Consider the following 14,453-nt stretch of genomic DNA (forward strand, 5'->3'; position numbering starts at 1 on the left):
CATGTGCCAATGTGCACAATGGCATGATAGCGGGGCGCCCATTGCAAAGCAAATGTCCGCGGCGTGGTCCCGCGGCAAGCGATGGACAGAAGCAGCGGCCTGCTCTGGGGAGCAGAGAGCATCGCGCTACCCGGAAGTCTCGCGCTGCTCCGCCTGGAGCCGCATCTCGCGCGTGGTCACCACCCACGCCAGGACGACGCCGATAACAACGCACGTTCCGATGGCGTCAGGGGAGCGATCGGCGTCTGGTGGGAGCAGGTTGAGAGCCAGTGTGCCGCCTACGACCGACACCAGGTTCCGCGTCATGGCCTTCCAGTAGTCGTTCACAGTCCATGTGTCCCAACGACTGGCCGCTGGGGGCGGTGGGACCGGGCCGCGGTACGGCCGCCTTGCGCCAACGCGATCAGCAGGAGCGACACGGCGGCCGGTGCTGGCGCGGGCTGCGCTGCCGAGGCGGTCGCGCCGTAGTTGGCGACCCATTCGTCGTAGTCGCTGGCTTCGTAGGCGTCGCCCAGGCCGTCACGCCAGACCGTGTAGTCGGCGGCGTCGACCGAGCCGTCGTTGTTGAAGTCGCCGGGGGGGCTGGGCGGTCCAACCGGGGTGAGCGCGGTGATGATCGCCTCGACGCTGAACGAGAACTCGTAGTTGAGCGTTTCCGGGTTGAACCACTCGCCTGTCAGGAACAGGTTGGCCTCCTCAAAGTCGGCGAGATCAATTGATCCCGGCAGTGCGTCGCTGGAGAGAGCGTCCTGGTCGTAGTCGATCAGCTCGACGTCAAGGTCGATGTACTCGACCGCGGGGTGCTCCAACGCGGAAGGGGTCGTGTCGCCCGATCCGTAGAACAGCAAGTAGTCGGCGCCCCACGGGGCGTTGTCCTCCACATAGGCGCCGAAGAAGTCGAGAGTCTCGAAGTTGCCGCTGGCGCCATTGGTGCCGTTGATGTAATTGTCGCTGGGGGCATCCGCCGAGAAGCTCCCGATGCTGGGATCGTCGGACTCGTCAGCAAGCGACAAGTCGTACTGCATCACGCCCGTCAGGATGTCTTCTAGTTGCACGGCGTCCCCCAAGATTTCGAACGGGTCGTCCACGTCGATCACCTCGGCGGTGATCGTGTAGGCGACCAGTTGGGCCTCGGCGGCGAGCGGCAGGGCGAGGGACAGAGCCAGTCCAGCGATCGTGTTCTTCATTGCGATATCCGGCGTGGTCAGGCGAGAAGAGACCGCCGCATTGTAGCCGAAGTCGCCGATCGTGGTGCCCGGACTCGAGGTTCTCGCCGTTGCCGTGAGGTTCGGATTTCCTTGCAGGCGCCCCGGCGACCCGCGGGCGTTCGCTTGCAACCACCCCTCCGATCCGCCACCATGATGGTCCTGGCGGCGCGTAGGGGTTGCGCCTGATCGATCCCACCCGGCTCCGGCCGAAACTGCCTCACCACCCAACCGAACCGGCTTTCCGGCCGGTTCTTGCCGAGGGAACGCCCTGATGAAGACGCTGCTCTGTGTCGTCGGCCCGCTGGCCCTGCTGCTCTCGCTGTCGCCGCCCTGCCCCGCCGCGGAGTACGACTGGCCCCAGTGGATGGGCCCCAACCGCGATGGTCTGTCGCAGGAGAAGGGCCTGCTGCAGAAGTGGCCCGAAGAGGGCCCGCCGCAGACGTGGCTGGTCCGCTCGGTCGGGCTGGGGTACGCGGGGCCGTCGATCGCCGAGGGCAAGATCTACATCCTCGGCGCGCTGGACGGCGTGACCCACCTGATGTGTCTGGACGAGGCGACCGGCGAGCGGCAGTGGGCCACGCCGATCGGCCCCGAGTACGAGAACGACTGGGGCAACGGCCCCCGCTGCACCCCCACCTACGACGGCGACCACGTGTACGCGATGAGCGGAACGGGCCAGCTGATCTGCTGCCAGACGGCCGACGGCAAGAAGGTCTGGCAGGTGGCGATGCAAGACTTCGGCGGCAAGACCCCGCAGTGGGGCTACTGCGAGTCGCCCCTGGTGGACGGCGAGAGGGTGGTGGTCACGCCCGGCGGTGAGAAGGGGTCGATGATCGCGCTCAACAAGCAGACCGGCAGCCTGCTGTGGCAGAGCCAGGGCGTGACCGAGGGCGCGCAGTACGCGTCGATCGTGAAGAGCTCGGCCGGCGGCCGCGACCAGTACGTGCAGCTGCTGCACAAGGTGTTCGGCGTGAACCCCGACGACGGGTCCGTGCTGTGGCAGCAGGACTGGCAGGGCCTGGCCGTGATCCCGACGCCGCTCATCCGCGGCAACAAGGTGTACGTGTCGACCGGCTACGGCGTCGGCTGCCGGCTGATCGACCTGGGCGAGTCGGGGACCGACCCGACCACGGTCTACGACAACAAGGTCATGAAGAACAAGCACGACGGCCTGGCATTGCTAGGCGACCACCTCTACGGCTACTCCGACGGCGTCGGCTGGCTGTGCCAGGACTTCAACACCGGCGAGCGCGTGTGGCGCGAGCGCAACGCGCTCGGCAAGGGGTCGATCGGCTACGCCGATGGGCGGCTGTACTGCCTGAGCGAGGACGAGGGCGAGGTGGTGCTGATCAACGCCACGCCGGAGGGGTGGGAGGAGCACGGCCGCTTCAAGCTGAGCCCGCAGACCGAGCAGCGCAAGCCGCGGGGCCGCATCTGGGTGCACCCGGTGATCGCCAACGGCAAGCTCTACCTGCGCGACCAGGAGCTGCTGTTCCAGTTCAACGTGAAGCAGTAGCGGACGGGCCCTGCGGTTCGCTCTACACGCCGAGGTACGAGGGCTTCTGCTCCGCTGGCTCGCGGACCGTCTTGCTGACGACCTTCACGGCGCCGTCGGCCGGCTTCACGCCGGGCCCGATCCGCTTGGCCCAAACCTGGGTGAACTCGGCGCCGAGCAGGAAGATCATCGCCGTGTAATAGACCCACACGAGGATCAACGCCAGCGAGCCGGCCGCGCCGTAGGTGCTCTCCATGTTCTTGCTGCCGAGGTAGGCGCCCATCGCGAACTTGCCGACCGTGAACAGCACGGCGGTCAGCAGCGCGCCGACGGCCACGTCACGCCACCGCACGTGGGCGTCGGGCAGGAACTTGAACATCACCGCAATCAGCATCGCGATGACCAGCGTCGACGCCACGGCGTACAGCGTCTGCAGCAGCGGCTGCGAGAACCCCTCGGGCAGTCGGCCGGCGATGGTGTCGCCCGCGGCCGCCAGGACGGAACTCAGCACCAGCGACACCAGCAGCAGGAACGCCACGCCGAGGATCATGGCGAGCGAGAGCACGCGCTTGATCACAAAGTTGCGGATCCCGCCCTGCTCGGGGTCGGGACGCACCTCCCAGGTCTCGTTGAGGGCGGCCTGGAGCTGGCCCACCAGCCCGGTGGCGCCCCACAGCAGCATCACCGCCGAGAGGACCGAGGCGGTCACGCCGCCCTCTGAGCGGGTCGCGTTGTCGAGCATCACGTCGATCTGCCGCGCGCCGTCGGCGCCGACCACCGACTGCACCTCCCTGGCCACCGTGCCGCGTATGTCGGCCGGGTCCCAGAGGAAGCCGCAGATCGCGATGATGATGATCAGCAGCGGCGCGAGCGAGAACACCGTGTAGTAGGCCAACGCGGCCGCCATCCGCGGACAGTTGTCCTCGCTGAAATCGAGAATCGTTTGTTTCAGGAACGACCACATCGCACGCTGTCCGAGCGGGGTGAGCGGGCCGGCGTCAGCTGGGGCCGTCCGAGCCGGCGGTCGGCGGCGGTGGGGAAGGATGCAAATGCAGCGCCGGGCGGGTCCGGACCGATCACGGGGCGAGCGAGTGCGCTCTGCTTCGCGCCCAGCGTTCAGGCGCCACGCGTATCGACGTCCTGCCCGCCGATTTGCTGGGCGGTGGCCTGTATCTCACGGTTGTGCCGCGCACCCAGAGCGGCGCCGCTGACAACCGCGGCGAAGCTGACCAGCATCAGCAGGATGAACAGCGGCACGTTGTTGCTGCTGCCGACGGCGAGCGACCCGAGCAGCGTTGCGATGGCGCCCTGGATGACGCCGGTCCTAAGCTCGTTGCGTTTCACCATCCGGGCCGCGACGTAGCCGGCCAGCACCGACACCAGCAGCCCCAGCGCGGACAACACATAGGACCACACGCCGGTCGTGAGCATCTCGGTGAGCCGGCCCTCCATCGTCCCCGGCCCAACGCCGCGGGTCGCCAGGTAGACGGCCGCGGCGATCGAGACCCCGATGCTGATTGCGATGGTGCCGGCGAAGTCGATCGCCAGCCCGGCCAGCACCGCCACCCACGGCCGCACCCCGGCACGCTGCGTGAGAGCGGGTTCATTGGTAGCCGGCGAGGCGTAAGGGTTTTCGGTCATGCCCGGAGGGGATTGGAGGTATCGGCGTGCGCTACGGCCGCTGGACCGTACTGTTGGGCGTGGCGGCGCGTGCCTGGAGGTCGCGGTCGAGGGCTTCGCCGTCGAACGGGACCACAATGACTTTGCTGCCGTGGGCGTCGTCGCGGCGGTCATCGTCCTTCGGGGCGTCGAGAACCGAGAAGCTAAAGTGCGTGACGTGCCCGTCTTCGATGAGCACGCCGGGACGCTCGATCTTGTACCAGTGGTTTACCGTGCCGTTGGTGTGGCGCAGGAAGTCGGTGGTTGGGTCGTACGCCAGCCCGCGGAAGGTCCAGTCGTTGACCCCATCGGGCGACGTGAGGTGGTAGGCCTTCCGCGTGCTCCAGCCGTTGACCACCACGTGGTACAGGCCGCCGCTGTGCCAGATCACTGGGTCCTCGAGGTCGCGGAGCGGCAGGCCCTTGACGGTCGGGTAGATGCTCGGGCCCTGCACCGTGTAGGGCCCGAGGATGCCCGAGTCGCTGATCCAGATGGCGCCGGAGCGGGCGATGACCATGAAGCGGCCGTCCGGGCGGTGCATGATGCTGACATTTGACATGCGGCCCAGGTCACTGTGCTCGCCCTCGGCCACCTGCAGCCGCCCGAGGTGACTCCACGGCCCCTCGGGCGAGTCGGCGACAAACACGTCACCGGGGCGGGTCTCGCTGACGACGACGGCGCAACGCCCGTCGGGCAGCTTGAGCGCCGTGACGTTGTGCCCCTTGCCGCCCTGGTCGCTGGGCCAGCACAGGCCCTGGTCGGTGTAGGGGCCTACGGGGCTGTCGCTGACCGCTCGCACGGCCATCGACCGCGTCCACCCGTGGTGGCCCAGCGCCTGGTCCCACCGGCTAGCGAACATGTGGAAGCGGCCGTCCGGTGACTTGATAAGTTGGCCGTCCCAGTACGACCAGCTGCTCATCTCTGGGTCGTCGAGCCCGTTCTGTGGGTCCCGTGGCAGAACCCCCGACGCGCCCCAAACCTTGGACGTGAGTTTGCCCTGGATGGGCATCGGCCGGAAGTAGTCGATCAGAGTCTTCTCGTCGGCCGCCGCCGCGGCGCTCAGCACCGCAACCAGGACACACGCGAGGTAGTAGGGCAGGTTCATCGCTGTCGCCTGAAGGAGAAGGGGCGGAATGCAACCGCGGGCCAGCACGTCGGCGGTTGGCGTCGGCCGAACATTCTACCCGCGTCGGGCGCCCGGCACCAAATCGACGCTCCGTGGCGCTGAAACTTGCCGGCCCAGGCGCGTCGCGCCATAATGCGGCGCGGGGGCGATCGGCCCCGCAGAAGCCGCCTTTGACAGGAGGAAGCGGGATGCTCGAACACACCCTCGACGCCCAGCGGGGCGTGCTCTACCTGACGCCCCACGGGCCGCTTGCGGCCGAGGACTTCCAGAGGGTCGCGGCCGAGGTCGACCCGCTCATCGCCGATCACGACCTCAACGGCCTGATGATCGCCGCGGACAAGTTCCCCGGCTGGAGCGACTTCGCCGCGCTGTCGACGCACCTCCGCTTCGTCCGCGAGCACCACAAGCACATCCGCCGGGTGGCGATCGTGTCGGACGATTCGCTGCTGAGCACGCTGCCGTCGGTGGCGTCGCACTTTGTCGCGGCGGAGGTGAAGCACTTCCCGTCCGCGGACCGCGCCGAGGCCGACGCGTGGCTGCAGGCAGCGGGGTAGCCGCCGCTCAGTCCGGGCGTCATTTTTTATTTTGTGCACAATTACACTTTCCGGTGGGATGGGTTGTCACTAGGGGCGAGCGACAGGCGTACGGTCGACTGGCGGCGACCAACCCCTTCCCGATCGCGGCGCCGCCATGCCCCTCGACCCATCCCCGTCCGGTCCAATCCCCGCCGGCCCCAGCCGCCGCGCCTTCCTTGGAGGCGCTGCCGCCGCCACCGCAGCGCTAGGCCTTAGCCCAGGCGGGGCGGCTGCGAGCAAGCCCCGCGTCCCCGGACTGGTGTCCGTGTCGGACGAGGCCGAGTACGATCGGCTGGTTAAGCTCTGCTACAACGAGAACCCCTACGGGCCGTCGGAGTCCGTGCTGCGGGCGCTCGAGCACGCCACACGGTACGCCAACCGCTACCTCTGCCCAGACAGCGGGGTGCTGCAGGCGATCGCGGCGCACCACGGCGTGGCCCCAGAGAACGTGCTGCTGGGCGCGGGCTCGACGGAGGTGCTGGGGATCGCCGCGCGGGCGTTCTTGGCGGAGGGACAGCAGATCATCGGCTCGACGCCGACCTTCGAACTGGTCTACCAGTTCGCGACAGGTGTGCAGGCGGCGGCGCACCGGCTGCCGCTGCTGGGGGACTACCGCCAGGACGTCAAGGCGATCGCCGCCGCCGCCAGGCGGCCGGACGCCGGGTTCGTGTACGTCTGCAACCCGAACAACCCAACCGGTCTGATCGTGACCCGTGACGAGGTCGCGGAGCTGGTCGACGCCGCGGCCAGCGACACGCCGCTGGTCATCGACGAGGCGTACTGCGACTTCGCGGACTCCGACGCCTACCGGTCGGCCCTGCCCTACGTGCGGTCCGGCGAACCGGTGGTGGTGGTGCGGACCTTCTCCAAGGCCTACGGCATGGCCGGCGTGCGGCTGGGCTACGCGGTCGCACCGCCTGAGCTGATCGAGCGGATGTCCCGCCACGCGGGCGACATGAGCGTCAGCGTGCTCGCCCGCTGGGCCGGCGCGGCCGCGATCGCCGACCAGCAGGCGCGTCAGCGGGTCTGCGAGGAGACCATCCGGTTGCGTCGCGAGGTGACCGGTGAGCTCCGCGGCCTGGGCTACGAGAGCCTCGACTCCCAGGCCAGCTTCTTCATGGTGGACCTCAAGCGGCCGGTCAAGCCGGTGATCGACGCGTTCCGTACCGAGGGGGTGCTGGTCGGCCGGCCGTTCCCCCCCATGCTGAACCACTTGCGGGTGTCGATCGGCGCCCCCGCAGAGATGCAGCGCTTCTTGGACGCGTTCAAGAAGATCCTCCCGGCCGCCTAGCCCACCCCCGCCCCCCGAGGAGCCGCGCATGGACCGCGTCGCCGCCGCCCGCCAACCAATCGACACGCGTGGGGCGCTCACGATGGCGGCGGTGTGCGCCTGCTGGAGCCTGCAGCACATCGCGATCAAGCTCGCCGCCGCCGACATGACGCCGGTGATGCAGGTGGGGGTGCGGTCGGCGCTGGCCGGCCTGCTGGTTTGGGCGGAGATGACCCGGCGGCGGATCCGCGTGTCGCCCCGCGACCCGACGCTGGTCCCGGGGGCGGCGATCGGCGTGCTGTTCGCCGGCACGTTTCTGTGTGTGGGGGTGGGGCTGTCGCTGACGTCCGCGAGCCGCACGATGGTGTCCCTCTACTCGGCGCCACTGTTCACCGCGATTGGGCTGCACCTGCTGGTCCCCGAGGAGCGGCTGTCCCGCCTGCAGTGGGCCGGCGCGGCGTTGGCGTTTGCGGGGCTCGCGGTCGCGCTACACTCCGGCGAGGAAGCGTCGGGCGAGGCGGCCGCGTCGTCCGCGGTGGGGGACCTCGCCGCGCTGGCGGCCGGTGTGCTGTGGGGGGCCACCACGGTGGTCATCCGGACGACCACGCTGGCGTCGACGCCGGCGATCAAGACGCTGCTCTACCAGCTCGTGGGTGCCGGTCTCTTGGTAACGGCCTTCGCGGTCGCTACCCACCAGGGCGTCGTCGAGCGGCTGACCCCGCGGCTCGGCGCGAGCCAGGCGTTCCAGGTGGTGGTGGTCGGCTTCGCCAGCTTCCTCGCCTGGTTCTCGATGCTCCGCAAGTACCTGGCGTCGCGCCTGTCGGTCATGGCGTACATGACGCCCGTGTTCGGCGCCGTGTTCGGGGCGCTAATCCTGGGCGAGCACCTGGACGCGACCTTCGTGACCGGGGCGGCGTTGATGCTGGCGGGCGTGCTATTGGTCAACCGCTGACGCGGCTCACCGTTCCGTGAGCCACGACTCGAGCACCGCCGCCTGCCGCGGCGTGGGTGATTCGATCGGCACGAGCCGCGCTCCGCCCTCCGGGCCGCGGTCCAGCTCCAGCCGCAGGCCGCCGTAGCCGAGGTAGGTGTCGTAGTCGATCGGCGCCGTGTTCCACGCGTAGCCCAGCACGTCGGTCAGCGGCTCGCCGGCGGCCTGCTCGCAGGCGGCGCGGAATTCATCGGGGGTGTAGCCGCGGCCGAGTTTCTTGTGGTAGTCGAAGTACAGCGTGCGCATCACGTCGTCCAGCGACCGCTCGTTGCCGGACGCGTGACGGATGGCGAAGTCGATCAGCAGCGCCAGGCCGGCGCCCTTGTCGTAGCACGAGATCTTGTCCTCGCCGGCGCCGAACGGGCCGTCGGTCCACGTGTTCCAGCTGGCGTCGGCGGCCGACTGCAGCAGCCTCCCCGGCTTCGACTCGTACCCGTAGATCGGCCGCGCCAGGCTGGCGAGCATGTCCTCGGTGGTGGTGAGCCCCGCGCGGCGCAGGATGAGGTGCTCGTAGTACATCGTGAAGCCCTCCGCCACCCACAGCATCCGCGTGCGGTTGGGCCCGCTGTAGTCGAACGGCCCCAGCTCGACCGGCCGGATCCGCTTGGCGTTGAACAGGTGGAAGTACTCGTGCGTGACGAAGTTCATGAACCGCGGGCTGCGCGTGGGCGAGCGGCCGTCGGACGGCGAGTAGCCGATCACGCAGCTGTTGCCGTGCTCGATGCCGCCCGGGCCGGGGCCGATCCCCAGGAACTGGTAGCTCTGGTAAGGAGTCTCGCCGATGAGCGCGGCGGCCGACTCGATCATCCGCGTCATGTGGTGGGTGAACTCGGCGCGGTCGAACCGCCCCAGCTCCGGCGCGATCATCGCGTGGGGCACGCCGTTGACGTCGAAGTCGATCCGCTCGAGCGTGCCCATGAGGATCGGCCGGTCGTACAGCTGGTCGAAGTCGTCGGCGCGGAATCGGTTGGCGTCGACTCCGCCGACGCGGGTGAGCCCGGTGGCGGCCTGCCAGCCGCTGGGCAGCTCGAGCCGCACCTCGGCCGGCTGATCAAGCCGCCCATCCTGGTAGAGGAACACGCCGGTGGGGCAGGCGTAGCCGTACTTGGCGTCGAGGTAGCTGTTGGCGCAGAACTGCTTAGCCGCCCGCACGCGGTAGCGGACTGTCAGCTCACCGGCGCCGCCGGTCTGCACCCGCCAGCAGTTGGGCTCGTCGTGCGTCCACCCGAGCGCCTCGCCAGTGGACGTGGTCGCGTCGAACCCGCTCACCTCCTTGGCGTAGTCGACCAGTTGGTAGTAGCCCGGCGTCCAGGTGGGCATGCAGAGGGTGACCGCGTCGGCGTTGGGGGCGTGCAGCCGCATCGTGACCGCGAACTGCTGGCTAGCGCCGTCGAGCGCCGACAGCTCGAACTTCACCGGCTCCGCGGCCGGCAGCGGCGCCGTGGTCGCCAGCAGGGTGATGGCCGCCAGCGAGGCGGAGCAGAAGGCAGCGGGCGGGGAGAAGGGGCGGAGCGGGCGGGGGCTTCTCAAATGACAATGTGCGATTGAGTTCTGGTGGCGCCTGTCTCCGGTAGTTTAGTCGAACCACTCGTCGTCCGGGTCAAACGCCGGCACGGGGACGTTCAGGAACTTCATGTCGCCGATCAGCCGGTGACGGCAGAGCGGCTTAATCAGCACCGCGGTGCCGGGCCGCACCGTGAAGGTCTGGCCGTCGAGCTCCATCTGCCCCTCGCCTTCCAGGATGTAGTAGATCTCGGTCAGCCGCTTGTGGTAGTGCGTGCGGGCCTCGCCGCTGGTGGTGACCACGTGAAGCGAAGCGGTCTGGTCGGGGTCGTCGACAAATGCGCGGCGGGTCGTGCCGCAGGGGCACGGCGTCAGGGGGACGTCATCGAGGTGCAGCAGCTGGTACTTCATTCGGTTTCCGAGCGGCGGGGGTTACTAAGGCCGCATCATACCGAATCAGCCGCCTGGAAAATAATCGCCGCGCGGCAAACAACCGGCGAACCCGGTCCGTAGCAGAGGGAAGAACGCCGAGTTAACGGCGCCCGCCAGAGGGCGTCTCCTTCTTGGGTGCACTCCACCGCAGGGAATACATCGCACGCCCACAGCGAAGAAGACCACAGAGCAATCAACGCGAGCAGCACTGCGCAAGAAGAACTGCGCAAGAAAAAAGGAGACTCGACGAGCCCTCCAACCGCACGACGGGCTGAGAATCAAAGATGCCTAACCCAGGGTGTCGTACTTGGAGCGTTTATCGATTGGGGGAACCCAGTCGTGACGCCCGACGATTGGCGGAGGGCTCGTCCAGCCTCCTTTATTTCAACGCAGCTCTTCCTCAACGCTGACGGCCGAATACGCTACGCATTCCGACCGCGGCTTCCGGTGAGAGGAGTGGCGGCTTCTGCTCGGCCGGTCGTGCCAGCCGATGAGAGATGCCCGCCGGATCGAAAGCCGATGGCTCTTGTAAGGCGGACCGGCCTGCTTGCACTGGTCACCGCCTGAGGTGCTTCTTAAGGGCCGACAATCACTGGCCCGTCGTTCCTGGGTCACCCGTTCAGGCGGCGTCGCTTGCGGGGATTCCCCTACTCGATGAGCCGCCTGTTCGACCCTTACGCACGGTAAACCTGGGTGCGCTGGGCGTCAATCTTTCGGGCCGCTTTTTCACCGAATTTTAGCGTTCCGCGAGCACTGCTGCCGCGGTGGCGGTTATCCCACCAACGCGAGTATCGGCGAGCCTGATACTGCAGGCGGTCTACCGCACCGGGGGGCCGGGCCGCTGGGCGGAATTCATCCCCCCGGAGCTGCCACGGCTGAAACCGCCAACATAGACGGTGCCCGTCTTCAGCTCGTAGCGGAGGGTCTGGTACTCGCTCACGTTGGGGCGCGCGCCGGGCGAATCTTGCTGGTAGAGCTTGGCGACCGACTGACCGTTGCCCTCCAGCACGAACTCTTCTTTGGCGCGGCTGTAGCTGGCCGAGTGCGCGTACGCGGTGAACAGCCCTTTGCCTTCCGCCGCGCCCATGATCTGCACGTTGCCAACGGCGCGGAGTTCGATCGGCCCAAGCCCGTCGGCGCCGGTTGGGGTCATGCTGCCCGGCATTCGCGCCAGCGGGTCCTCGTTGACGGTTAGCTGTTCGCACTTAAGCGTGCCGGTGTTGGGCGGCAGCCCGTTGGGGTAGATCATCGGCAGCTCCTGCTCCCACTCCATCACCGGTCCATACACCGACTCAACCGAGCCGTGGAAGCTGACCTGACGGCGGCCGGCCAGGATGTTGCCGGTGACGCCGCGGAGGAATTTCACGCGCAGGAAGTGCAGCCCCTTGCCCGGCTTGGCGGCGGCCGCCGCGCCCGGCGTCACGGCCGCCACCGGGCCGCCGGCGCTCTCCAGCCGCACCGAGCGGATCCAGCCCGGGCCCTGCCCGCTGATCTCGCCGGTGGTGCGGTTGATCGACAGCGTGGCGATCTTGCCGTGCTCGTGCGAGGTCTGCCCGCCGGGGTCGATGGTGCGGTGGTCCATGGTCACGCCGCCCTCGCAGTCGATCTGCGCGATCTCGATGTCGCTCGAGCTGGCGCCGCGCGAGTCGGTGAAGTTGATGGGACGCGACAGCGTCGCGGTGACCTGCTGGCAGCGGACCCAGTCGTGCGGGCCCTCGCCCAGCACGTCCTGCTTGACGACGATGGTCTCGCCGTCGAAGTTGAGTCCGCCCTGCCACTTCAGGTGGAGCGTGGTGGCGGCGTTGGTCGCCTGGCCGAACAGGTCGCGGCCGGCGTTGACCGTGGCGTTGCCGGCGCCGTCGGCCCACAGCCGGTTGGCGGCCTGGTCGAGCTTCACCGTGGCCGCCTTGAGCGTCAGGCCCTGCGCGACGATCTCCGCTAGCGCGGCCGACTGGATGCCCGATGAAGCGGCCTGCTGGCCCGCGCCGGCGATCTCGACCTGCACCGAGCCGGACTCCAGGTTGTTGACGCGGAGCCGCTGGCCCTCGACGCTGAGCGGGGTCTGGGCGGCGCCGGGGGATGGGTCCTCGCTGAACTTCACGCCGCCCTGGCAGATGAGGTTGGCCGGCGTCGCGCGGCTGCCCCGCAGCAGCAGATCCATCTGCATCTTCTGCGACACCAGGTGATACGTCTTCTGGGCCGGACCGTCCTGGCGGACGCCGGCCGCCCGCCCGCCCGACGCGCCGGTGAACACCGACGCGGCGTCGCCCCGCGCTGGGCCTGCCAGCTCGGGCTGGTCCGCTTGTGGTCGGACCCACACGACGAGCTCGCCGGTCCGGCCGTTGAGCTCGGGGGAGCGGAGCTGCACCGCGCCCAGCGCGTTGATTCGTTCGGGGAGCAGCGCGAGTTGATCGCCGCCGCCGCTCATCTCGATCGCCGGCCCGTCCTTGCCGTCCGGCGCCACCTCGCGGAAGGCCACCCGCATGCGGTCGCTGGTGAGCTCGCCGATGCGCGAGCTCGTGACCTGCGGCCGCCCCTCGATCATGAGCACGGGCTGGCCGGTCTCGCGGGTGAGCTGCACAGGGTACTCAACGCCCGGCACGGCGTTCCACCGCGCCTGGACGACGTCGTGTGGGCTCTCTTCCTTCGGCACGACGCGCATCTGCCCCGGCCCAGCCAGCCACAGACGGCCGATCGGCGCGGGGTCGCCTTTGGCCGGGTGCTGGTACTTGATGACCGGCGCGCGCAGCAGGTTGTCGCCCTGCAGCAGGTAGGGGGCGCCGCCGCTGAGCGTCAGTCGGCGTGTGACGAGGTTGATCTTGAGCTCTCCTGCGCGGGCCTCGGCGTCGCGGGAGGGCGAGTCCATCTTTACCGGCTTGCCGGTGGCCACGATGAAGGTGGGCTGAAGGTTGGACAGCGCGCTGCGCTGCTGATCGGCGAAGTCGGGGTCGTTCTGCGGCGAGATGGCGCCGTCCTCGTCGGTGAAGTGGATGGCGAGCTGGTCGCAGGCGAGCTGGTCGCTCTGCCCGGTGAGGTTGAGCTGGGTCGCCACAACTTTTTTGTCGAACGTGGCGGTGAAGTCGAGGAAGCTGAGGTGGAACGAGCCCTCGCACGTCACCTCCAGCGGCGGCGAGTTCGGCGCCACCTGGGGGCGGGCGGCAACGCGCGGCGCCTGGTATACCGAGGGCGCCCCGCCGCCGATCCAGGCCTCGGCGCCGGAGTCCGCCGGCTCGCGCGCCGCGGTTAGGCGGACGTGCGGCGGCAGGGGCTTGCGAGCGAGGGTCTCGTCGCTGAGGTTCAGGTTGCCGGTGTGCAGTTCCAGCTTCACATTCTGGAAGATCTCCAGGTGCTTCACGCCGTTGAAGCCGAACCCGGACTCGCCGGGGCGTTTAAACTCTTCCTCCAGCAGGATGATCTCCATCCACGTGCCGCCGCCGCGGTTCTTGCCGAGCCGGAACGAGATGTCGCTCTTCGAGGCGATGCGGGTCTGGTTCATCTGCAGGTCGGAGGCCTCGATGTAGAGGTCGTCGGCCGGGCCGGCCTCCTCCATGTCGCTGCGGATGGTGATCTTGCCGGGCAGCAGCCCCTGCACCAGGTTGCCGATGCTGCCCCGCGACGGATTGAAATTGCGGTCGAACTGCAGCTTGGCGCCCTGCGGCGCCTCGATGACGACCGCGTCACGCGGCGCCGCGGCGCCGGGGCGGCGGGGCGTGGGGAAGATCACCACCGCGCACTTGGACAGGTCGACCCGCCCGGTGTTGTCCCGCTTGTAGTCGTCGACCACCAGCATCACCTGGCCGTTCTCGATCACCTTCGGCTTGCCCGCCAGCGCCCAGTGCCCGGCGGGGAAGTACGACGCCAGCAGCCGCTGGTACTTGGCGACCGGGCTCACGGTGACCGTCGGCTTCTCCGTTCCCGCGCCCTGCCGGACGACGCTCGGCGGGTCGATCATCGGCGCCACCAGCAGCGCGTACGCCTGGTAGGCGACGAACACGACGCCGAAGGCGAGCAGGCTGCGGGTGAGCTTGGCGAACATAAGGGGCGTTGCGAGATTCTTGGATTTGCCGCCGGGAGAACAGAGCGGGCGCCGCCCGAGTCTAGTTGGGCGTCAAGTCGGCTCTAAATGACGGTTGGTATTGGCCTGGGCTCTCGATGCCACGGTCGCCCAAGTGGCAGTTTGAACTTGACGCCGTA

At 68.6% G+C, this 14,453-nt stretch carries 12 protein-coding genes; 4 read left to right on the forward strand and 8 right to left on the reverse strand.

What is annotated here, in order from left to right:
- Window positions 1-126 precede the first annotated feature (126 nt).
- Window positions 127-327 carry a hypothetical protein gene (locus KOR34_RS08230; protein ID WP_146563884.1) on the reverse strand — a complete coding sequence of 67 codons (201 nt, stop codon included), beginning with the start codon at window positions 325-327 and terminating at the stop codon, window positions 127-129.
- On the reverse strand, window positions 324-1,187 hold the full coding sequence (locus tag KOR34_RS08235; RefSeq protein ID WP_146563886.1) for a hypothetical protein: 864 nt from the start codon (window positions 1,185-1,187) through the stop codon (window positions 324-326). Before KOR34_RS08235 ends, KOR34_RS08230 begins: the two co-directional genes overlap by 4 nt.
- A gap of 292 nt (window positions 1,188-1,479) precedes the next feature.
- Between KOR34_RS08235 and KOR34_RS08240 the strand changes: the two genes are divergently transcribed.
- Window positions 1,480-2,724 (forward strand): PQQ-binding-like beta-propeller repeat protein, encoded by a 1,245-nt coding sequence (locus KOR34_RS08240; RefSeq protein ID WP_146563888.1) that lies wholly within the window; start codon window positions 1,480-1,482, stop codon window positions 2,722-2,724.
- A 22-nt stretch (window positions 2,725-2,746) separates the two neighbouring features.
- On the opposite strand, the gene KOR34_RS08245 is transcribed toward KOR34_RS08240, so the two are convergent.
- From KOR34_RS08245 to KOR34_RS08255, 3 genes are all read right to left on the reverse strand, one after another.
- Window positions 2,747-3,667, reverse strand: a complete 921-nt coding sequence (locus KOR34_RS08245; RefSeq protein ID WP_146563890.1) for a YihY/virulence factor BrkB family protein — start codon at window positions 3,665-3,667, stop codon at window positions 2,747-2,749.
- A 152-nt stretch (window positions 3,668-3,819) separates the two neighbouring features.
- The gene (locus tag KOR34_RS08250; RefSeq protein ID WP_146563892.1) at window positions 3,820-4,344 is read right to left on the reverse strand and encodes a transmembrane 9 family protein; all 525 of its coding nucleotides are present in this window, start codon (window positions 4,342-4,344) and stop codon (window positions 3,820-3,822) included.
- Window positions 4,345-4,375: 31 nt separating this feature from the next.
- A complete protein-coding gene (locus KOR34_RS08255) occupies window positions 4,376-5,467 on the reverse strand; it encodes a glycoside hydrolase family protein (RefSeq protein ID WP_146563894.1) in 1,092 nt (363 codons plus the stop codon).
- 209 nt (window positions 5,468-5,676) lie between these two features.
- On the opposite strand from KOR34_RS08255, the gene KOR34_RS08260 reads away from it, so the two are divergent.
- The 3 genes from KOR34_RS08260 (at window position 5,677) to KOR34_RS08270 (ending at window position 8,285) form a co-directional block, all read left to right on the forward strand.
- A complete protein-coding gene (locus KOR34_RS08260) occupies window positions 5,677-6,042 on the forward strand; it encodes a SpoIIAA family protein (RefSeq protein ID WP_146563895.1) in 366 nt (121 codons plus the stop codon).
- Between the two features lie 136 nt (window positions 6,043-6,178).
- Window positions 6,179-7,354 carry a pyridoxal phosphate-dependent aminotransferase gene (locus tag KOR34_RS08265; RefSeq protein WP_146565888.1) on the forward strand — a complete coding sequence of 392 codons (1,176 nt, stop codon included), beginning with the start codon at window positions 6,179-6,181 and terminating at the stop codon, window positions 7,352-7,354.
- 28 nt (window positions 7,355-7,382) lie between these two features.
- Window positions 7,383-8,285, forward strand: coding sequence for a DMT family transporter (locus KOR34_RS08270; RefSeq protein WP_146563897.1), 903 nt, complete (start codon window positions 7,383-7,385; stop codon window positions 8,283-8,285).
- A 6-nt stretch (window positions 8,286-8,291) separates the two neighbouring features.
- On the opposite strand, the gene KOR34_RS08275 is transcribed toward KOR34_RS08270, so the two are convergent.
- The 3 genes from KOR34_RS08275 to KOR34_RS08285 all read right to left on the reverse strand — a co-directional run bounded on the left by KOR34_RS08275 (window position 8,292) and on the right by KOR34_RS08285 (window position 14,295).
- Window positions 8,292-9,854: a M61 family metallopeptidase gene (locus KOR34_RS08275; RefSeq protein WP_146563900.1), complete on the reverse strand. Its 1,563-nt coding sequence runs from the start codon at window positions 9,852-9,854 to the stop codon at window positions 8,292-8,294.
- A gap of 45 nt (window positions 9,855-9,899) precedes the next feature.
- Window positions 9,900-10,238, reverse strand: a complete 339-nt coding sequence (locus KOR34_RS08280) for a cupin domain-containing protein (RefSeq protein ID WP_146563902.1) — start codon at window positions 10,236-10,238, stop codon at window positions 9,900-9,902.
- Between the two features lie 838 nt (window positions 10,239-11,076).
- Window positions 11,077-14,295: a hypothetical protein gene (locus tag KOR34_RS08285; RefSeq protein WP_146563904.1), complete on the reverse strand. Its 3,219-nt coding sequence runs from the start codon at window positions 14,293-14,295 to the stop codon at window positions 11,077-11,079.
- Between the last annotated feature and the right edge of the window lie 158 nt (window positions 14,296-14,453).

This window comes from Posidoniimonas corsicana (genome assembly GCF_007859765.1).
GTDB classification, from domain to species: Bacteria; Planctomycetota; Planctomycetia; order Pirellulales; family Lacipirellulaceae; genus Posidoniimonas; species Posidoniimonas corsicana.